This is a genomic window from Pseudomonas sp. MWU16-30323 (assembly GCF_020515595.1).
Classification (GTDB): Bacteria; Pseudomonadota; Gammaproteobacteria; order Pseudomonadales; family Pseudomonadaceae; genus Aquipseudomonas; species Aquipseudomonas yamanorum.
In genome coordinates, this window is the sequence record NZ_JAIWYM010000012.1 from 121,813 (window position 1) to 141,351 (window position 19,539).

At 60.1% G+C, this 19,539-nt stretch carries 18 protein-coding genes; 12 read left to right on the plus strand and 6 right to left on the minus strand.

Annotated features, from left to right (window positions below; all coding sequences use genetic code 11):
- Positions 1–36 precede the first annotated feature (36 nt).
- The gene (locus tag LIY45_RS16390) at positions 37–327 is read right to left on the minus strand and encodes a DUF2782 domain-containing protein (RefSeq protein WP_017477978.1); all 291 of its coding nucleotides are present in this window, start codon (positions 325–327) and stop codon (positions 37–39) included.
- Between the two features lie 74 nt (positions 328–401).
- On the opposite strand from LIY45_RS16390, the gene polA reads away from it, so the two are divergent.
- Complete coding sequence (gene polA / locus LIY45_RS16395) at positions 402–3,194, plus strand: DNA polymerase I (protein ID WP_226476926.1); 2,793 nt, start codon at positions 402–404, stop codon at positions 3,192–3,194.
- Between the two features lie 266 nt (positions 3,195–3,460).
- Here the strand turns inward: polA and yihA are convergent, their stop codons facing one another.
- Positions 3,461–4,102, minus strand: coding sequence for a ribosome biogenesis GTP-binding protein YihA/YsxC (yihA, locus tag LIY45_RS16400; protein WP_003214811.1), 642 nt, complete (start codon positions 4,100–4,102; stop codon positions 3,461–3,463).
- Positions 4,103–4,294: 192 nt separating this feature from the next.
- Here yihA and LIY45_RS16405 point away from each other — a divergent pair, with 192 nt between their 5' ends.
- From LIY45_RS16405 to LIY45_RS16430, 6 genes are all read left to right on the plus strand, one after another.
- Positions 4,295–4,597 carry a c-type cytochrome gene (locus LIY45_RS16405; protein ID WP_226476927.1) on the plus strand — a complete coding sequence of 101 codons (303 nt, stop codon included), beginning with the start codon at positions 4,295–4,297 and terminating at the stop codon, positions 4,595–4,597.
- 33 nt (positions 4,598–4,630) lie between these two features.
- Positions 4,631–5,236: a cytochrome c4 gene (locus LIY45_RS16410; RefSeq protein WP_226476928.1), complete on the plus strand. Its 606-nt coding sequence runs from the start codon at positions 4,631–4,633 to the stop codon at positions 5,234–5,236.
- 169 nt (positions 5,237–5,405) lie between these two features.
- Positions 5,406–6,041, plus strand: coding sequence for a thiol:disulfide interchange protein DsbA/DsbL (locus LIY45_RS16415; RefSeq protein WP_124408728.1), 636 nt, complete (start codon positions 5,406–5,408; stop codon positions 6,039–6,041).
- Positions 6,042–6,051: 10 nt separating this feature from the next.
- Positions 6,052–6,930, plus strand: a complete 879-nt coding sequence (locus LIY45_RS16420) for an endonuclease/exonuclease/phosphatase family protein (protein WP_226476929.1) — start codon at positions 6,052–6,054, stop codon at positions 6,928–6,930.
- Entirely contained in the window at positions 6,927–9,035 is a 2,109-nt protein-coding gene (locus tag LIY45_RS16425) for a GGDEF domain-containing protein (RefSeq protein WP_226476930.1), read from the plus strand. The genes LIY45_RS16420 and LIY45_RS16425 overlap by 4 nt, the downstream gene beginning before the upstream one ends.
- Before the next feature lie 98 nt (positions 9,036–9,133).
- Positions 9,134–9,910 (plus strand): N-acetylmuramoyl-L-alanine amidase, encoded by a 777-nt coding sequence (locus tag LIY45_RS16430; RefSeq protein WP_226476931.1) that lies wholly within the window; start codon positions 9,134–9,136, stop codon positions 9,908–9,910.
- A 16-nt stretch (positions 9,911–9,926) separates the two neighbouring features.
- Here the strand turns inward: LIY45_RS16430 and LIY45_RS16435 are convergent, their stop codons facing one another.
- Both LIY45_RS16435 and algB read right to left on the minus strand, forming a co-directional pair.
- Entirely contained in the window at positions 9,927–11,714 is a 1,788-nt protein-coding gene (locus LIY45_RS16435) for a KinB sensor domain-containing domain (RefSeq protein ID WP_026078038.1), read from the minus strand.
- Positions 11,715–11,724: 10 nt separating this feature from the next.
- Positions 11,725–13,071: a sigma-54-dependent response regulator transcription factor AlgB gene (gene algB / locus LIY45_RS16440; protein WP_003214793.1), complete on the minus strand. Its 1,347-nt coding sequence runs from the start codon at positions 13,069–13,071 to the stop codon at positions 11,725–11,727.
- 393 nt (positions 13,072–13,464) lie between these two features.
- Here algB and LIY45_RS16445 point away from each other — a divergent pair, with 393 nt between their 5' ends.
- The 5 genes from LIY45_RS16445 (at position 13,465) to LIY45_RS16465 (ending at position 17,856) form a co-directional block, all read left to right on the plus strand.
- Positions 13,465–13,752 carry a hypothetical protein gene (locus tag LIY45_RS16445; RefSeq protein WP_017477986.1) on the plus strand — a complete coding sequence of 96 codons (288 nt, stop codon included), beginning with the start codon at positions 13,465–13,467 and terminating at the stop codon, positions 13,750–13,752.
- 78 nt (positions 13,753–13,830) lie between these two features.
- Positions 13,831–13,995, plus strand: coding sequence for a DUF1328 domain-containing protein (locus tag LIY45_RS16450; RefSeq protein ID WP_003170804.1), 165 nt, complete (start codon positions 13,831–13,833; stop codon positions 13,993–13,995).
- Between the two features lie 2 nt (positions 13,996–13,997).
- On the plus strand, positions 13,998–14,465 hold the full coding sequence (locus LIY45_RS16455; RefSeq protein WP_017477987.1) for an inhibitor of vertebrate lysozyme family protein: 468 nt from the start codon (positions 13,998–14,000) through the stop codon (positions 14,463–14,465).
- Between the two features lie 729 nt (positions 14,466–15,194).
- Positions 15,195–16,526 (plus strand): glutamate/aspartate:proton symporter GltP, encoded by a 1,332-nt coding sequence (gene gltP, locus LIY45_RS16460; RefSeq protein WP_226476932.1) that lies wholly within the window; start codon positions 15,195–15,197, stop codon positions 16,524–16,526.
- 100 nt (positions 16,527–16,626) lie between these two features.
- Positions 16,627–17,856, plus strand: coding sequence for a spore maturation protein (locus LIY45_RS16465; RefSeq protein WP_003214785.1), 1,230 nt, complete (start codon positions 16,627–16,629; stop codon positions 17,854–17,856).
- Positions 17,857–17,943: 87 nt separating this feature from the next.
- Here LIY45_RS16465 and LIY45_RS16470 read toward each other — a convergent pair whose 3' ends face one another.
- Positions 17,944–18,603 (minus strand): ABC-type transport auxiliary lipoprotein family protein, encoded by a 660-nt coding sequence (locus LIY45_RS16470; protein WP_226476933.1) that lies wholly within the window; start codon positions 18,601–18,603, stop codon positions 17,944–17,946.
- The gene (locus LIY45_RS16475; RefSeq protein WP_017477990.1) at positions 18,600–19,538 is read right to left on the minus strand and encodes an MlaD family protein; all 939 of its coding nucleotides are present in this window, start codon (positions 19,536–19,538) and stop codon (positions 18,600–18,602) included. Before LIY45_RS16475 ends, LIY45_RS16470 begins: the two co-directional genes overlap by 4 nt.
- Position 19,539: the final 1 nt, after the last annotated feature.

Consider the following 19,539-nt stretch of genomic DNA (forward strand, 5'->3'; position numbering starts at 1 on the left):
GCGCTGCGGGGAGCAGCGCCGATTAAAGTTAAGAAATCATTTCCATTCGAAAATCTTCCATGACGGGATCAGCATATCCGGCTGGTCAGAGCGGATGAAGTTCGCATCGGTTCCGTCCGCGCGCACCAGGAAGTAAGGCGGAAAGCCTTTCTGAGTTACCTTGATTGCGTACAGGAAGCCATTTTGGCGGTATTCCTGGATGGTCTTGTCGCCTTCCGTGCGAATGGTGACCTCCGGATCTGCCGAAGGCGCCCCGTCGGCTGCCATGGCGGCCAGCGGAAGGAATGCAATCAAGCCGGTCAACAACAAGCGATTTACTGTACGCATGATAACCTTGTCCCTTTGTCGTCATTGGTCCGGCTATTCTAGCGCCTGACCCGCCGAAAAGGTTGATCCTGCTCATGAGCCAAGCCCCCCTCGTCCTGGTGGACGGTTCTTCTTACCTGTACCGCGCCTTTCACGCGCTCCCGCCGCTCACCACTTCCAAAGGCCTGCCTACCGGCGCGGTCAAGGGCGTGCTGAACATGCTCAAAAGCCTGCGCAAACAGTACCCGAACAGTCCGTTCGCGGTGGTGTTCGACGCCAAGGGCGGGACATTTCGCGATGAGCTGTACGCCGAATACAAGGCCAACCGCGCGAGCATGCCCGATGACATGCGCGTGCAGATCGAGCCGTTGCACCAGAGCGTGATCGCCCTGGGCTTCCCGCTGCTGTGCGTCGAAGGCGTGGAAGCGGACGACGTGATCGGCACCCTGGCCCGCAGCAGCGCGGCCGCCGACCGTCCGGTGGTGATTTCCACCGGCGACAAGGACATGGCGCAGTTGGTGGACGGGCACATTACCTTGGTCAACACCATGACCGGTAGCGCCATGGACGTTGAGGGCGTGAAGGAGAAATTCGGTGTCGCTCCGGAGCAGATCATCGATTACCTGGCGTTGATGGGCGACTCGTCCGACAACATCCCGGGCGTTCCGGGCATTGGTCCGAAGACGGCTTCCGGCCTGTTGGTAGGCGTGAACGGCGGTTTGAAAGAGCTCTACGAGCAGCTCGATATCGTGCCGACCTTGCCGATTCGTGGTGCCAAGACCCTGGTCGCCAAGCTCGAAGAGCACAAGGAAAGCGCGTTCCTGTCCTACCAGTTGGCAACGATCAAGATCGACGTGCCGCTGGATGTGGGCCTGGACGATTTGCACCTGATCGAGCCGGATCGCGAGAAGCTGCTGGAGCTGTACACGCTGCTGGAGTTCAAGAGCTGGATTGACGAGATTCAGCGCGATGCCAAGCGGGTTGAATTGAGCGCAGCTCCGTCGGCCGCAGTCGCCGAGGAAGTGGTTGAGACAGTTGCGCCGGTTTCTGTAGAGCCGGTGTACGAAACCATCCTCACCCAGGCTCAGTTCGATGTCTGGCTGAAGAAGCTCAACGACGCCAAGCTGTTCGCCTTTGATACCGAAACTACCGGGATCGACGCTCAGAAAGCGCAACTCGTGGGTGTGTCGTTTGCCGTGCAGGCCCATGAAGCCGCCTACATTCCGCTGACCCACTCCTACATCGGTGCACCCGAACAGCTGGATCGGGACACCGTGCTGCTGGCCCTGAAGCCGTTGCTCGAAGACCCGGAAAAACTCAAGGTCGGCCAGCATGCGAAGTTCGACATGAACATCCTGGCCAATTGCGCCATCGGTGGCGACCCGGCACACGGCATCACCGTGCGCGGCATCGCCTTCGACACCATGCTTGAATCCTACGTGCTGAACTCCGTGGCGACTCGCCATGACATGGACAGCCTGGCGAAGAAGTACCTGGACCACGACACCGTCAGCTTCCAGGACATCGCTGGCAAAGGCGCCAAGCAACTGACCTTTGACCAGATTGCCCTGGAGCAAGCCGGCCCTTACGCGGCGGAAGACGCGGATGTGACCCTGCGTTTGCACCAGGAATTGCACAAGCAGCTTGCCGCTATTCCTACCCTGGCCAGCGTATTGTCCGACATCGAGATGCCGCTGGTGCCAGTGCTGGCGCGCATTGAGCGCCAGGGCGCCCTGGTGGATGCCGCCTTGCTGGGCATCCAGAGCATCGAGCTGGGCAACAAGATGGTCGAACTCGAGCGTCAGGCGTATGAAATCGCCGGCGAGGAATTCAACCTGGGCTCGCCCAAGCAGTTGGGTGCGATTCTCTACGAGAAACTCGGGCTGCCGGTGTTGAAGAAGACCGGCAAGGGGCAGGCCTCGACGGCCGAGGAAGTCTTGGCCAAATTGGCTGAAGACGACTATCCGTTGCCAAAAGTGCTGATGCAGTACCGCAGCATGAGCAAGCTGAAAAGCACCTATACCGATCGCTTGCCGGAGCAGATCAACCCGCGTACCGGGCGGGTTCACACGTCCTATCACCAGGCCGTCGCGGCAACCGGGCGCCTGTCCTCCAGCGATCCAAACCTGCAGAACATTCCGGTGCGTACCGCCGAAGGCCGGCGTATTCGCCAGGCGTTTGTCGCGCCCAAGGGCTACAAGCTGCTGGCGGCGGACTATTCGCAGATCGAGTTGCGCATCATGGCGCATTTGTCCAAGGACGCAGGGTTGCTGAATGCGTTCCGCGACGACCTGGACGTGCACACCGCCACGGCGGCCGAGGTGTTCAAGGTTGAGTTGGCTGAGGTCACGTCCAATCAGCGACGCAGCGCCAAGGCGATCAACTTTGGCCTGATCTACGGCATGGGCGCCCAGAAGCTCGGCAAGGACATCGGCGTCGACACCAAGACCGCCAAGGCTTACATCGATGTGTACTTCGCCCGCTACCCGGGTGTTCGCGAGTACATGGAGCGCACCCGTGCCCAGGCGGCTGACCAGGGCTACGTGGAAACCTTGTTCGGGCGTCGCCTGTACCTGCCGGAGATCAACTCCAACAAGCCTCAGGAACGTGCCGGCGCCGAGCGTACGGCGATCAACGCGCCGATGCAGGGCACTGCGGCCGATATCATCAAGAAGGCCATGGTCAAGGTCGACAACTGGCTGACGGCCTCGGGCCTGGACGCCAAGGTGATCCTTCAGGTGCACGATGAATTGGTACTGGAGGTGCGTGAAGACCTGGTCGCTGAAGTCAGCGCGAAGATTCGTGAACACATGAGCGATGCGGCGAAGCTGGATGTGCCACTGGTGGTGGACGTGGGCGTGGGCGACAACTGGGACGAGGCGCACTAAGCCTGGGGCTTGGGCCGCGGCATCATGCCGCGGCAGCGCTTTAGATCGGAAAACGCGGCGAGTTATTTCCAATAGTTTTTTGAACGTGCCGGAACTTAACCCGTGAATTGCTACTCAGAGTTACTGAATGGGTGGTGAAGCCCTTCAATGCTCCTATGTTGTGTTAAGTGTTGGCAGATATCTGGACCCCGCCCTAGCGGTCCGGAACTTGGACCCCGAACTTCCCCTCCCCATACGAAGTCCGGGGTTTTTTTTGCCCCGAGTTTTTACTCGGCGGCTTCCGAACCCTTGTCAGCCAGTTCCATCCAGCCTGCCAATACCGTGTAGGCGTCTTCCAGGCCCATGCGTTTTGGCGCCGAGAACAGCTGGATAGTCACCGCGTCGCCCCAACCCTTACGGATTTCTGCCTGCACTTTGAGCAGGGTGTTCTTGGCTGCGCCGTAGGTCAGCTTGTCGGCCTTGGTCAGCAGGACGTGCATCGGCATGCCGCTGGCGACAGCCCAATCGAGCATCAACAGGTCGAAGTCGGTCATTGGATGACGGATGTCCATCATCAGAATCAAACCCTTCAAACTCTCCCGGCCACCCAGATAGGCTTCCAGGTGACGCTGCCAGTGCAGCTTCAGCGGGATAGGTACTTTTGCATAACCGTAGCCCGGAAGGTCGACCAGACGCCGATCATCGTCTAGCTTGAAGAAGTTGAGGAGCTGTGTGCGCCCCGGGGTTTTCGAGGTGCGGGCCAGGCTGGCGTGGGTCAGGGTGTTCAGCGCGCTGGATTTGCCGGCGTTGGAACGGCCGGCGAAGGCGACTTCGAAGCCTTCGTCATCGGGGCATTGGTCGACTTTGGCGGCGCTGAGCATGAAGGTGGACTGTTGGCACAGGCCGAGGATGGGATTCTTGAGTTGCATGAGTTTTCCGATGTGGGCGGTGCCGGGAATAGGTGCGGCAAGCGGTGTCGTTTCCGTTTCAGTAGCGCCAGTATATAATGCCGCAGATTTTGTGTGTGCTTTGTCCCAGCGAAGGATGAAGTTCACGGGAGCGATAGACCTTTATTGCGCATTAGAACGCAAAACGCTCTCAAACCCTGAAAAGGTCGATGTATGACCAGGTGGCTGCTAGCCGTCGGTGTCTTGATGCCACTTTACAGTGCTCAGGCTACACAGGAACCGGAGGCTGTGTACAACCGCGTTTGCGGGGCCTGCCATGCCGGACAGTTGCCCAACGCCCCTAGACGGGGTGACCAGGCAGCCTGGAAGCCAAGATTGGCTCAAGGTATGGACACGCTGGTGCAACACGTGACCCAGGGTTTCAAGGCGATGCCGCCGCGTGGTTTGTGCATGGACTGCAGTACCGAGGATTACCAGGCCGTCATTCAGTTGATGGTGAGTAAACCCGGTCCATAACTCTTTAACCCTTAGCCGTAGTTGGATTAGCTGATGAACAAACTGATCGTGAGTCTGCTGTTGACCTTGGGCATCACCGGTGTTGCCCATGCCGCAGGCGACGCCACTGCCGGCCAGGCGAAAGCCGCCGTATGTGGTGCTTGCCATGGACCGGACGGTAATAGCCCGGCGCCAAACTTTCCAAAACTGGCCGGCCAGGGTGAGCGTTACCTGACCAAGCAGATGCACGACATCAAGGACGGCAAGCGTACGGTCCTGGAAATGACCGGCTTGTTGACCAACCTCAGCGATCAGGACCTGGCGGATATCGCGGCGTATTTTGCCAGCCAGAAAGGCAGTGTGGGAGCTGCTGATCCGAAAATCGTGGCCCGCGGTGAAGAATTGTTCCGTGGCGGTAACCTGGAAAAAGGCATGCCTTCCTGCATCGGTTGCCACTCGCCTAACGGCGCAGGCCTCGCTGCTGCTGGCTTCCCGCACTTGAGCGGCCAACATGCCCAGTACATCGGCAAACAGCTGACGGACTTCCGCGAAGGCAATCGTACCAACGACGGCGATACCAAGATCATGCAGAGCATCGCCGGGAAACTCAGCAACAAGGACATCGAAGCCGTGTCCCAATACATCCAGGGCCTGCACTAAGTGCCCCGGCTACGTTAACGCTCGATTAATCCGTCGATGCAAGCATAAAAAGGGTGGCTTAGGCCGCCCTTTTTTGTGGCCGGTGCCGTTACACTAACGAACTCATGCCCGCGTAGACCTGTCACAACAAAGGTCGCGTGAGGCGACTTTATTTGTCCAGGAGTAAAGCATGCGTAATCTGATCCTCAGCGCCGCTCTCGTCACTGCCAGCCTTTTCGGCATGACCGCACAAGCAGCCGACGTGCCGCTTGAAGCCGGTAAAACCTACGTTGAACTGGCCAATCCTGTGCCGGTTTCCGTGCCGGGCAAGATCGAAGTGGTGGAGCTGTTCTGGTATGGCTGCCCGCATTGCTACGCCTTTGAGCCAGTCATCAATCCGTGGGTCGATAAGCTGCCTCAGGACGTGAACTTCAAACGTATTCCTGCCCTGTTCGGCGGCCCATGGGATGCCCACGGCCAACTCTTCATCACCCTGGACACCATGGGTGTAGAGCACAAGGTTCACGCCGCCGTGTTCAACGCCATCCAGAAAGAAGGCAAGCGTCTGGTCAAGCCTGAAGACATGGCCGATTTCGTCGCCACCCAAGGCGTCGACAAAACCAAGTTTCTGGAGACATTCAACTCGTTCGCTGTGAAGGGCAAGATGGCCCAATACAAGGAACTGGCCCAGAAATACGGTGTGCAAGGCGTACCGACCCTGATCGTCAACGGCAAATACCGCTTTGACATCGGCAGTGCCGGCGGCGAAGAGCAAGCGCTGAACGTGGCCGACCAGTTGATCGCCAAAGAGCGCGCAGCCAAGTAAGGGGCCCGTCATGCGTCGCTGGGGTACTGAACGTGTCGTTGGCTTGCATGACCCGAAGGTCAACGAGCACCACCTTGAATCCACGGGCCTGCCGGCAGACAGTCGGCTGCGCCTGCTCAGTTTCAATATCCAGGTGGGCATCAGTACCGAGAAATACCGGCATTACCTGACCCGTGGCTGGCAGCACCTGCTGCCCCACAACGGGCGTGCGGGTAATCTGCAAAAGATCGGCGACCTGCTGGGCGACTTCGATCTGGTAGCCCTGCAGGAGGCCGACGGTGGCAGCCTGCGTTCGGGCTACATCAACCAGGTCGAGCACCTTGCCCAGCTCGGTGCTTTTCCCTACTGGTATCAACAACTCAATCGCAACCTCGGCAGACTCGGCCAGCACAGCAATGGTGTGCTCAGCCGCCTGAAACCGTGGGCGATCGAGGATCACCCGTTACCCGGTCCAAAAGGCCGCGGGGCGATTCTCGTGCGGTTTGGCGAAGGGCCGGAAGCGTTGGTCGTGGTGATGATGCACCTCGCGTTGGGGGCACGAACCCGCACCCTGCAGTTGGCCTACATCCGCGAGTTGATTGGCAACTACAAACACCAGGTGCTGATGGGGGACATGAACACCCACGCCAGCGACCTGCTACAGAATTCCCCGTTGCGCGACCTTGGGTTGCTGGCGCCGCAAGTCGAAGCCACCTTTCCCAGCTGGCGACCGCAACGTTGTCTTGATCACATCCTGCTCAGCCCGACCCTGACACTCGAAAGCGTGCAGGTACTGGCGCAGCCCATCTCCGATCACCTGCCCGTCGCGGTAGAGATTCGTCTGCCGGGTTCGCTCACGGCTGATGCATTGCCCGCGTTGAGCCCCGGCCCTCGCGGACCTCTTGCATGAGCGACGACGCCCAGCGTTGGAAAGAAAAATACCTTAAAAGCGTCGAGCAGCAAGAAAAGCTCGAGCGTCGCTGGGCCGCCCGCCTCGACCTGCTGCGCCGGGGGCTGGTACGCAGCACCCTGGCGGCAGAAGGGACCGACCGTGCGGTTGACCAATGCATGAAGGAAATGCGCGATGTAGTGCGCACCGACGACATGGACGCTGCCCTCGCTGCATTGCTGCCGCGCCTGGAAAAGGCCGTGCTGGATTCGGAGCAGCGCCGCGAAACCCGGGTTGATCAGATCGGCAGCGCGTTGACGGCCCTGGTCACTCAGTTACAGAAACTGCCGTTGCCGCGGGAGGTGAGTCGCCCGCTGAAGGCCTTTGCCAAGCAGTTGGACAGTCGGGTCGGCCAGGCCCGGGAGATCCCGCTGTTGCTGAGTGAGCTGAGCGGCCTTCAGGGGCAGGCGTTGAGTAACCTGGAGCCGGAGGGCGAAACCGGCCGTTCGAGCCCGGGGCTGTTGCAGCGTCTGTTTGGCGCCAAAGAGGCAGCGACCGAAACCCCGGAGGTCGAGCTACCCACGGCATCCCGCCCAGCTGCTCCGGCGCCTGCTGCGCCAAAGCCCAAGCCGGTGGATGAGCTTGAGGCGCCGACGCAATCGGCGGAGCTGGCCCAGGCGCTGCGGGCATTTGCACCGCAGCCGAAGGCCCCGGCCCCTGTCGAGTCGTCTCCTGAGCCCGTGCCGCAAGTAAAGGCTGCTGAGGCTGTCAGCGAAGCGGCGACCGTTGTCCCCGCCGTCGTGGCTGCGGCGCCCGTCATCGAGGCGCCCGCTGCGATTATCGAGACGTCGGAGCCCGAACAATCGATCGAAACGGAGGTTGAGCTCGAGAGTGCCCTCGCCGCCATGGTCGAAGCGCCAGAGGTGCAGGTCCGTGAGCCTGAGCGGACAGAGATCGGCAGCCTCTCCCTGCCACCGGTCCTGGCCGACGAGTCGCAAGAGTCGCCCGAGCTGGCAGAGTTGAACCCCGACGAGCTGCAAGCGGATCAGACCTACGCCCTGCCCGACACCCCCGAGCCATCTTACAGTTCGGTGGCCAAACACATCGAAGACACCCTGCTCGGCTTGCTGGAAGACCTGTCGCTGCCCGAGCGTTATCGGCCCCAGGCCGAAGCCATGCGCGAGCGCCTGACCCACGGATTGAACTGGTACGAACTGCTGCCGATTCTCGATGACCTGGCGGTGTTGATGCTGGCGATCACCGACAGCGGCCAGCACGAGTTTGAAGCCTACCTCAAGCAACTCAACGAGCGTCTCGAGGCATTCCAGGGGCATCTGCAGGTCGCCACCGACGGTCACGCCGACAGTCGTTCGGCCGCCAGAGAACTGGATACGCAGATCCGCGAACAGGTGGATGGTTTGCAAACCAGCGTCCAGGACGCGGCGGACCTGGACAGCCTCAAGCACGTGTTGGAGAGCCATCTCGAAGGGCTGCTGGGCACCATGGACCAACAACAGCACCAGCGTGACCAGCGCGAGGAGGAAGTGGCTGCACGCCTCAAGAGCCTCGCCGAACGAGTCGCCAATATGGAGCAGGAGGCCCAGGGCTATCGCGAGCACCTTGAGGTCCAGCGCCAGAAAGCCCTGGTCGACCCGCTCACCGGCTTACCCAACCGGGCGGCCTGGACCGAGCGCCTGGAGCAAGAGGTTAACGCCTGGCATCAGCGTGGTAATAACCTGTCACTGGCGATGCTGGACCTGGATCACTTCAAGCGTATCAACGACGGCTATGGTCATCTGGCCGGCGACAAGGTGCTGAAGATTATCGCCACGGTGCTGCGAAAACACCTGCGGCCCAACGACTTCATCGCACGCTTTGGCGGTGAAGAGTTTGTGTTGCTGGTGCCCAACTCATCACTGTCCGATGCGTTGGCCGTGGGCGAGACCCTGCGCGCGGCCATCGAAGCGTGCCCGTTTCACTTCAAGGGCGAGCCGGTGACCATCACGGTCTCCATGGGCATGGCGCAATTTCAGCCGGGAGAACGCAGTGACCTGGCGCTCAAACGCGCTGACGAGGCGCTTTACCGTGCCAAGGCGGCGGGACGCAATCAGGTGCAGGCGGCCTGAAAATGTTCCATTTTGTTTAAAACTCCGCATTTGGCCGCCTGGCAGCAAACGGTACGTTACACTGTTGCATTATTGTCTTAAGCGTATTGTCTGCTGCCATGAAACTTCTGTGTTCTGCCTTTCTGCTTCTCCTGCTCGCCGGTTGCGCGAGTGGTCCTCGCCTGGACACCAGCCATCCGTCGGTGAACCACGACAATCGTGTGCAGTTCGTCATCGTGCACTACACCTCGGCGTCCCTTGAGCGTTCCCTGGCGCTATTGACCCATGGCCAGGTCAGCAGCCATTACCTGATCGGTGATGATGCCTCGGCCACCATCTATAAACTCGTGGATGAGAGCCAGCGCGCCTGGCATGCCGGAGAGAGTGAGTGGATGGGCCGCACCTGGCTCAACTCCAGCTCCATCGGGATCGAGATTGTAAACCCGGGTTATCGCGACTTGCCGACGGGCCGCGTCTGGTACCCGTACTCCGAAGCGCAGGTGCAGTCGCTGGTGGTGCTGCTCAAGGACATCAGCAAGCGTAACGGTATCGACCCGCGAAATATCATTGGCCATAGCGACATTGCCCCGCTGCGCAAGCTGGACCCGGGGCCGTTGTTCCCGTGGAAGCGCCTGGCGGATGAGGGGCTGGGCATGTGGCCGGACGCCAAGGCGGTTGCCCGTTACCAGGTGCAGTACGCCGCCGATCTGCCGAGCATTACCTGGTTCCAGGAAGAGTTGGCGAAGCTGGGTTATTCGACGCCGCAGACGGGCGAGTTGGATGTGGCGACACGGCATGTGTTGGCCGCGTTCCAGATGCATTTCCGGGCGTCGCTGTTTGATGGGACGCCGGATGCCGAGAGTGCCGCGATCTTGCGGGCGTTGAATCACCAGTAACGGTTGGCGCGTGATCCTACAGGGGCAGCGCCATATAGAACTGCGTCCCCTGCCCCGGCCGTGAATAGACCCCCATGCGGCCACCGTGCAATTGCACGATCTCCTTGCACAGCGCCAGGCCCAGCCCGGCGCCGCCTTTCTTGCGGCCAACCTGCACAAACGGTTCGAAGATCCGTCCTTGCTGGCCGTAGGCAATGCCTTCACCGTTGTCCTCGACGCTGACAATCACCCGTTCGCCATGGCGGCGCGCCTGCAAGCGGATCTGCCCACCGTCGGCAGTGTGCCGAAGGGCATTGCCCAACAAATTGTCGAGCACCCTTTCCAGCTGCGCCCGATCGGCATGCAACCTCGGTAGCGGGGATTGCTCCTCAACCAGCAGTTCGATGTTCTGCGCATTCGCCTGCTCCGCGAAGCGGGCGCGGGCATGTTCGAGCAGGTCGCTGATATCACACGGGCCCAGGGTGAGTTTCTGCAAGCCATTCTGGTAGCGCGAGAAGTTGAGCAAGTCGTTGATCAACTGCATCAGGCGCTGCATTTCCTCGTTGACCGTATCCAGCAGGTCCGCTTCGCGCGATTCCGCAGGAAACTTCGCCCGTTCCCGGAACAAGCCGAATGCCATGTGCATACCCGTGACCGGCGTACGTAACTCATGGGACGCGCGCAACACGAACTCACTGCGCACCCGTTCAAAGGCGCGCTGTTCGGTGACGTCATGCAGCACCATTACCGCGCCCAGAATGTGCCCCTGGGTATGGCTGACCGGCGTCAGGCTGTACGTCAGCAGGCGCAGTTCACCCTCAACCTCCACTTCCAGGTCTTCAGGTGCACGCTCCAGGTTGCCGCCGCGCAGTACCAGGTGCAGCTGTTCATCCAGTTCCGGGCGGCCCAGGGCGTCGCCAAGGCCTTGGCCCAGGCGATTCTCGTCCCAGCCCAGTTGGCGCTGTGCCACCGGGTTAAGGTGTTCCAGGCGACCCTGGCGGTCAATCATCAGCAGGCCGTCGTCGATGCTGTCGAGCACCGCCTGCAGGCGTTGCTGCCCGGCAAGCAGCTCATCGACATTGGTTGCCTGATGCTGGCGCAACGCCTCGGCCATGATGCCGAAGCGTCGGGTCAGCAGGTTCATCTCCGCCGCCGACGAAATGGGCAGCGTGACTTCGAAGTTGCCCTGGCCGATCTTGTCGGCGGCCTTGGCCAGCGCTTCGATCGGCGCGCCAAAGCGTCGGGCAATGCCATGGGCGGTGATGAAGCCAATGATTAGCACCGCCAGGCCCACCAGGCCCAGCAAGCCGGCAATCAGCAGTGCGCGTTCACGAGATTTGTGTTCGGTATCGTTGATGTTATCCAGGGCCTTCTTGTGCTCGGCAATCAAGCCGTTGCGCAAGGTGTTGAAGCGTTCGGTGAGCTCATTGTTGTTGCGCTGTTGCGGCGGGGCATTTTCATTCTTGGCGAACGCCTCGAGAAAACTCAGGTAGTCGCTTTTGGCCTGGGTAAAACCGCTGGTTGCCGCGTCCTTTTGTTCGTGTTCGATGCCTTGCTGCAGGAGCTCGAAATAGCGTTGCTTGGAGTCTTCCAGCGCGGCGGTGTTCGGCTGTTCGTTGAGCATGATCATCAACTGGTCGCCGAGGGTTTGCCGAAGCTTGAGGCCCAGGTCCAGGGTGATGAAGTTGCTGCGAATCAGCGATTCCTGGGTCTTGGCCATTTGCATGACACTCACCAGGCCCAACAGCAACCCCAGCAAGGCAACGGTGATCAGCGCGGAGATGCTCAGGAACAACCGAGTGCGCAGCTTCATCGCAAGCTTCATAGGCTACAGCTCACAGGTTGTATTGTTTGCGTTTGCGGTACAGCGTTGACGCATCAATGCCGAGGGTTCGTGCCGCCTGATCCAGGGTGTCACTGGTGGCCAGCACGGCGCCGATATGTGCCTTTTCCAGTTCATCCAGGCTCAACGCCGCACCAATACGCGGGGCGTTGTTGGTCGGCTGTTCGGCCATGCCGAGGTGACTGATCTCAACTTTTTCCTGTGGGCAGATGATGCTGGCCCGCTCCACCACGTTGCGCAGCTCGCGGATGTTTCCCGGCCAGCGGTAGTTGAGCAGCGCCTCACGGGCTTCATCGCTGAAGCCGCGAGCCGGCCGCGCATATTCCTTCACGAAGCGCGCCAGGAAGCGGTCGGCCAGGGTCAGGATGTCTTCGCTGCGCTCGCGCAGAGGTGGCAGGTGCAAGGTGATGACATTCAGGCGGTACAGCAGGTCTTCGCGGAAACGACCGTCACGAACCATGTCTTCCAGGTTCAGGTTGGTGGCGGCAAGAATTCGCACGTCAGCACGGCGAGTGACTGGGTCACCGACGCGCTCGTATTCCTTGTCCTGGATAAAACGCAGCAACTTGGGTTGCAAGGTAAGTGGAAAGTCGCCGATCTCGTCGAGAAACAGCGTGCCGCCATCCGCCTGGTTGACCCGGCCCAGGGTACTTTCACTGGCGCCCGTAAACGCACCACGGCTATGACCGAACAGCTCGCTTTCCATCAGCTCCGCCGTCAGCGAAGGGCAGTTGATGGTGACGCAGGATTTTTTCGCGCGCTTACTCCAGCCGTGGATCGCTCGGGCCAGCTCACCTTTACCGGTGCCGGACTCGCCGAGAATCAGGATGTTGGCATCAGTGCCCGCCACCTGGCGTGCGGTTTCCAGCACCACCATCATTGCCGGGCTGTGGGAGTCCAGACCGTCCTTGGGCTGGCGCACTGCGCCTTCCAGGGCTTCCAGGCGCGCCGAGAGCTGGCGTACTTCCAACTGTTTGGCCGTGGCCAGGCGCAATTGGTCGGGGCTGCAAGGTTTGACCAGGTAGTCGGCCGCGCCGGCCTGGATCGCATCCACGGCGGTGTCGACGGCCGAATGGGCAGTGACGATCACCACGCGCATCCACGGTGCCTGGATACGCATTTGCGCCAATACATCGAGACCGTTGTCTTCGCCCAGGCGCAGGTCGAGGAAGCACAGGTCAAACACCTGGCGTTGCAACAGGGCATCGGCCTGGGCGGCGCTGTTGGCGGTGGCTACGGTGTAGCCTTCATCTTCCAGGCAGTAACGGAAGGTGCGAAGGATCGCGGATTCGTCATCCACTAAAAGAATGCGGCCTTGAAGTTCCTTGGCTGATTCCATCTGTCCCGCGCTCCCACTAAGAATGAATGATGTTGTTTAGTCCCGGAATAATCGGGCAAGTTGCATGGTTTATTCTGATTGATTAAAGCCGTCACCGCGCAGCTATCTGCGCTTCTTCTCAAAGAGACGCCGTTTTGAGGCGTTTTTATCGCCTTCTTGCCCATTCGGCAGTCGACCGCTGCCTTCCTATCCCTTGATCCGACCAGTGACCATCGTGCATTTCGCACGGTAAGGATAGGGGCATCGTGCAGGATGCTCGTCGTGTCAAAGCGCTTTTGTTTTCAAGCTATTGATTTTATTGGGTTTTATTTTGTTAAAAAACTGGCACGCAGGGTGCAATACACCTCATACGAGTTTCATAAACGAATAATCAGAATGCGGGAGAGATACAGCATGACTCGCCAAAGCCTGACCCAACTGCGTGTATCGCCACTGCGTCTGCAACAGGGGCTGTTTGCCAGCCTGGCCCTGATGGTGACCCTGATTGGCGGTCAGCAATTGGCGCATTGGCAGCAGAGTCAGCAGCAAGTAGCCGCGCATTTTGAACGCCCGATGATGACCCAAACCCATTTCCGCTCCGTCGGCAGCACCAGCGCCGACGTGACAACCCCGCAACTGACGGCGGTTGAACAAGACTCCACCCTCGGCGACCTGCCTTATCAGGAACGCTGGGTGTTCTAAGCAAGACACGGTCCTTTAATCGAGCGACCGCAGGCACCACCGCTGTTACCCCCTAAAAGAAGCGTAAGGAGAATCACCATGTTGAGTTGGGCAATCACATTTCTGATCATCGCCATTGTGGCTGCAGTCCTGGGCTTCGGTGGTATCGCGGGCACCGCCACGGGTATCGCCAAGATTCTGTTTGTGGTCTTCCTGGTGATGTTTATCGCTTCCTTCTTCTTTGGCCGTCGTGGCCGAGGCTGAACATGTTCAATTCGTCTCTTAAAGTCCTGGCTGCCGCCCTGTTGTTGGGCGGCAGCGGCTTGGCGCTGGCTGCCAATGACGGCCAGACCCGGGTCAACGAACTGCTGAGTGCGAACCCGCAGTACCGCGAAACCTGGCAGAGCGTGGTGAAAAAGGAAGAGCGTTTGCCGGAATGGGTGTTGAACCTGTCGGGCAGCGCTGAACAAATGAATGCCGTTGAAGAGGATGGCGACAAGTACTTGGTAGGGCCGCTCTGCGAGACCGCAGACACGTGCCTGAACAAGCGCCTGATCGTCGCTTTCAGCTTCGATAAGGAAGATGCCTACGCCATGTTGGTGGAAGTTCCTGCGGGCCTGCCTGCGGACAAATCGCCAACACGGCACGCCGACTACCGTTTTCTTGGCAAGCCGAACGAAGGCATGCAGAAGCTGCTGATGGAACAGCTCAAGAAAGATCCGAATTGGTACTAGGTTCGGTCTGACGACGCTGTCGTCTACCGGCTTATCGTCCATAGAAAGAAGCGCCATGCTTCTTTCTGTTTGCATCGCCCGACAAGGGCGGTGCATGACCAAGGGGCCGGGTTGCTCTGATCGATCGGATCGGCGTGACCTACGGGGACAGGGAGTGCCTGCGCAAGGGCCGGGTCAGGTGAAAAGCTGCGACGCAAGTTCCCAAGCCGACGGTTTGTGGAACTTGCGACGGGCTTGCGGCTCTTATGCCCGCTTCAGTCATGCGGCCCATAGCGGCCATTTTCCTTTTTGCGTCGCCCCAACCATTTCTTGGTGTTTCCGCGTGACCATCTATCGAGAAAGTTTGTCTCCTGCCAGACGAGTTTTTCGATGGTATGCGTAGGAAATTTCAGGGGTTTTCAACCGCGACCGTAGATTTTCAAAAAACCCTGCGCAAGCCTGAAATGGCAGGTTCGCGGCATTTATGCCTGCCGAAATGTCATATTCGAACTGACCGTTCAGACAGAAAAACTCAAAAAAACTCATGCCGATTCGGCATAGGGTAGGCGTTTACGGCATTAGACGTCGCCTGCTTGCATCGGAATAGTTGCGCCTTTTTTCGCCTGCCAGTGAGCCATATCGGCCAACTGCGGTGACCTTCTACGGGGGCAGATGCACACACTTTTTCGCTCTCGAGCGTTCCAGCTGCTGGCGCATCTGCCTGAGTCCACTTGAAGTAAGGGTAATGACATGAAGAAGGCAAAGCTAAGCCTCGCCTGGCAGATCCTCATCGGTCTGGTGCTGGGGATTGCAATCGGTGCGGTGCTTAACCATTTCAGTGCTGAAAAGGCCTGGTGGATCAGCAACGTATTGCAGCCCGCTGGCGATATCTTTATCCGCCTGATCAAGATGATCGTTATCCCGATCGTGATTTCGTCGCTGATTGTCGGGATCGCCGGTGTTGGGGATGCGAAAAAGCTCGGTCGGATCGGCGTGAAAACCATCCTTTACTTCGAAGTGGTCACCACCATCGCCATTGTGGTCGGCCTGCTGCTGGCCAACCTGTTCCATCCGGGTACGGGCATCGACATGAGTACCCTGGGTACCGTCGACATTTCCAAATACACGGCCACCGCCGCCGAGGTCCAGCATGAGCATGCGTTCATCGAGACGATCCTCAACCTGATCCCGTCGAACATCTTCGCCGCCGTCGCCCGTGGCGACATGCTGCCGATCATCTTCTTCTCGGTATTGTTCGGCCTCGGCTTGTCGAGCCTCAAGCCTGAACTGCGCGAGCCCCTGGTGACCATGTTCCAGGGCGTGTCCGAGAGCATGTTCAAAGTCACCCACATGATCATGAAATACGCCCCGATCGGTGTATTTGCCCTGATCGCGGTGACCGTCGCCAACTTCGGTTTCGCTTCGCTGCTGCCGCTGGCGAAGCTGGTGATCCTGGTTTACGTCGCCATCCTGTTCTTCGCCTTTGTGGTGCTCGGCCTGATTGCCCGCCTGTTCGGCTTCTCGGTGATCAAGCTGATGCGCATCTTCAAGGATGAGCTGGTGCTGGCCTACTCCACCGCCAGTTCCGAAACCGTACTGCCGCGTGTGATCGAGAAGATGGAAGCCTACGGCGCGCCGAAGGCGATCTGCAGCTTTGTGGTGCCGACCGGTTACTCGTTCAACCTCGACGGTTCGACCCTGTACCAGAGCATCGCGGCGATCTTTATCGCCCAGCTGTATGGCATCGACCTGTCGATTGGCCAGCAACTGATGCTGGTGCTGACCTTGATGGTCACTTCCAAAGGCATCGCCGGCGTACCGGGTGTGTCGTTCGTGGTACTGCTGGCGACCCTGGGCAGCGTGGGTATTCCGCTGGAAGGCCTGGCGTTCATCGCCGGTGTCGACCGCATCATGGACATGGCGCGTACCGCACTGAACGTGATCGGTAATGCCTTGGCCGTACTGGTCATCTCCCGCTGGGAAGGCATGTACGACGACGCCAAGGGCGAGCGCTACTGGAACTCCCTGCCGCACTGGCGCACCAAGCAAGTGACGCCGGCCGGCGAGACTACTCGCGGCTGATCGCCAGAGTTGGCTCCTACACAAACCCCGGAAAATTCCGGGGTTTGTCGTTTCTGCCAGCCCCGCTATCATTCGCCCCATCTTTCGGGGGATTCAACTGATGCTCAATGGCCTGTGGCTTGGCTTTTTTATCGTGGCGATGGTATCCGCGCTGGCGCAATGGCTGATTGGCGGTAACGCCGGCATCTTTGCGGCGATGGTGGAAAGCATTTTCGCCATGGCCAAGCTGTCGGTCGAGGTGATGGTGTTGCTGTTCGGCACCCTGACCTTGTGGTTGGGCTTCCTGCGCATCGCCGAGAAAGCCGGGATCGTCGATTGGCTGGCCAAGGCCCTTGGCCCTCTGTTCCGGCGCCTGATGCCGGAAGTGCCCGCCGGCCACCCGGCCATCGGCTTGATCACCCTCAACTTCGCCGCCAACGGCCTGGGCCTCGACAACGCCGCCACGCCCATCGGCCTCAAGGCCATGAAGGCGCTGCAAGAGCTCAACCCCATCCCCAACACCGCCAGTAACGCGCAAATTCTGTTCCTGGTGCTCAACGCGTCTTCCCTGACCCTGCTGCCGGTCACCATCTTCATGTACCGCGCCCAGCAAGGTGCGGCGGACCCGACGCTGGTGTTCCTGCCGATCCTGCTGGCCACCAGCGCCTCGACCCTGGTAGGCCTGCTGTCGGTGGCGGTGATGCAACGCCTGCGGCTGTGGGACCCGGTGGTGCTTGCGTATCTGATTCCGGGGGCGCTGGTACTGGGTGGTTTCATGGCCTTGCTGGCGACGCTCTCAGCCACTGCGCTGGCGGGCCTGTCGTCGATACTCGGCAACCTGACGCTGTTCGGGCTGATCATGCTGTTCCTGGTGATCGGCGCGCTGCGCAAGGTGAAGGTCTACGAGGCGTTTGTCGAAGGGGCCAAAGAGGGCTTCGACGTGGCCAAGAACCTGCTGCCGTACCTGGTGGCGATGCTCTGTGCCGTGGGCGTGTTGCGGGCGTCCGGCGCGCTGGATTTTGGCCTGGAAGGGATTCGCCATGTGGTGGCCTGGACCGGCATGGACACACGCTTTGTCGATGCGTTGCCGACGGCGATGGTCAAGCCGTTCTCCGGCAGCGCGGCGCGGGCGATGCTGATTGAGACGATGCAGACCCAGGGCGTGGACAGCTTCCCGGCGTTGGTGGCGGCGACGATTCAGGGCAGTACCGAGACCACGTTTTATGTGTTGGCGGTGTACTTTGGCTCGGTGGGGATCCAGCGGGCGCGGCATGCGGTGGGGTGTGCGTTGTTGGCGGAGTTTGCTGGCGTCGTGGCGGCGATTGCGGTGTGCTACTGGTTCTTCGGCTAAGCGCTAAATCCCCTGTGGCGAGGGAGCTTGCTCCCGTTGGGCCGCGAAGCGGCCCCAGTAAGTTATCGCAGGTGTGTCAGTCAAAGCTCATTGACTGGTTTTGGGGCTGCTGCGCAGCCCAACGGGAGCAAGCTCCCTCGCCACAAAAGCGCGGCTTCCCAGGCCGACTGCCCAATCCACCACCTGCTTGTTCAATGCATCCCCAGCCTGACCAAACCCGGCCACCACCGCCGGCACCTTGGTATCCCCCACCGGCTGCCTCACCTCAAACCGCTTGCTGGCAATAATCCGCTGATCACTCCCGCGCACCAGTCGCGCATCCAGGCGTATCACCACCTCAACCGCACTGCCGCGATACTCACTCTGAAACGCCTGCAACTGCCCGCCCAACTCAAAGTCCGCCTGCAGATTGGTCTCATCGGTACTGAGCAACGTCACCCGTCCGTCCCGCTGGAACCCGTCCAGCAACCGGTTACGCAACAGCACCGGTGCCGGATCGCTCCAGCGGGAATTCGCGTAGCTGCTGATCAGGTCACCGTTAGGCACTACGGCAATCCGCGGGCTGTCGAGGAATTCGCTGGTCTGCGGCTTGGCCACGCGCAGCGACCAGATCACAGGGCTGGCCTGCGCGGTGGTCTGCGCCGAGGGCAGCCGGTACACGTCCGAAGGGTCCGCCTTGGGCAAGATCGAACACGCACTGACCAATGCCAGGGCAACGGGGGCGATCACTTGGTAAGCACGCTTCATGGCGTGAACTCCTTGTTCTTGTCGCTGCCCAGCAGGTAACCGCTGGGGTTGGCTTCCAGGCGGCGAGAAATGGCGCGCAACGAACCCAGGGTTTCCCGCAGCTCGCGCACCGCTGGCGCCAGTTCGTTGAGACCCTGCATGCCACTGTTCAGGGAATCCTTGTTGTTGGTCAGCAAGGTGTCGATCGTGGCCGTGCTTTGTTGAAGGGACTGCATGGCCTTTTCAGCGCTGCCGAACACCTGCTTGCCCTGATCATTGAGTAAACCGTTGGCGTTGCGCATCAGTGCGGTGGTTTGCTCCAGGGTGGCGCTGGCCTGTTTGCTCACCTGCATCAATTGCTGCATCACCACCTTGATGTCGCCGCGTTGGTCGGCAATCGCGCCGGTGGTCTGCTGCAGGTTGTCCAGGGTGTTGCTGAGGCGCTCGACGTTCTCCCGGGAGAACATGTGGTTGGCGTTGTGCAGCAGCAGGTTGATGCTGGTCATCAGGTCATTGCTGTTGTTCAGCAGGCGAGCGATAGGCGACGGTGAGGCGATGATTTGTGGCAACTCGCCGTCCTTGCCCTTGAGTTCCGGGCTTTGGGGCGTGCCGCCGCTGAGCTGGATGATCGAGGTGCCGGTGATGCCGGTCAGGGCCAGCTTGGCCTGGGTGTCTTCCTTGATCGGTGTTTGCCCGGCCAGACGGATGCGTGCCAATACCCGGCGCGGGTCTTTCGGGTCGAGGCGCAGGCTGGTGACGTCGCCCACCTTGATCCCGCTGTACTGCACGGCGCTGCCTTGGGACAAACCACTGACCGCCTCGTTGAAGATCACTTCGTAATCCTGAAAGGCGCTGTCGACGCTGGATTTGGCCAGCCACAGGCCAAACAGCATGGCGCCGACCACGACGATCACGCTGAACAGACCGATCATCACATGATGGGCTCGGGTTTCCATG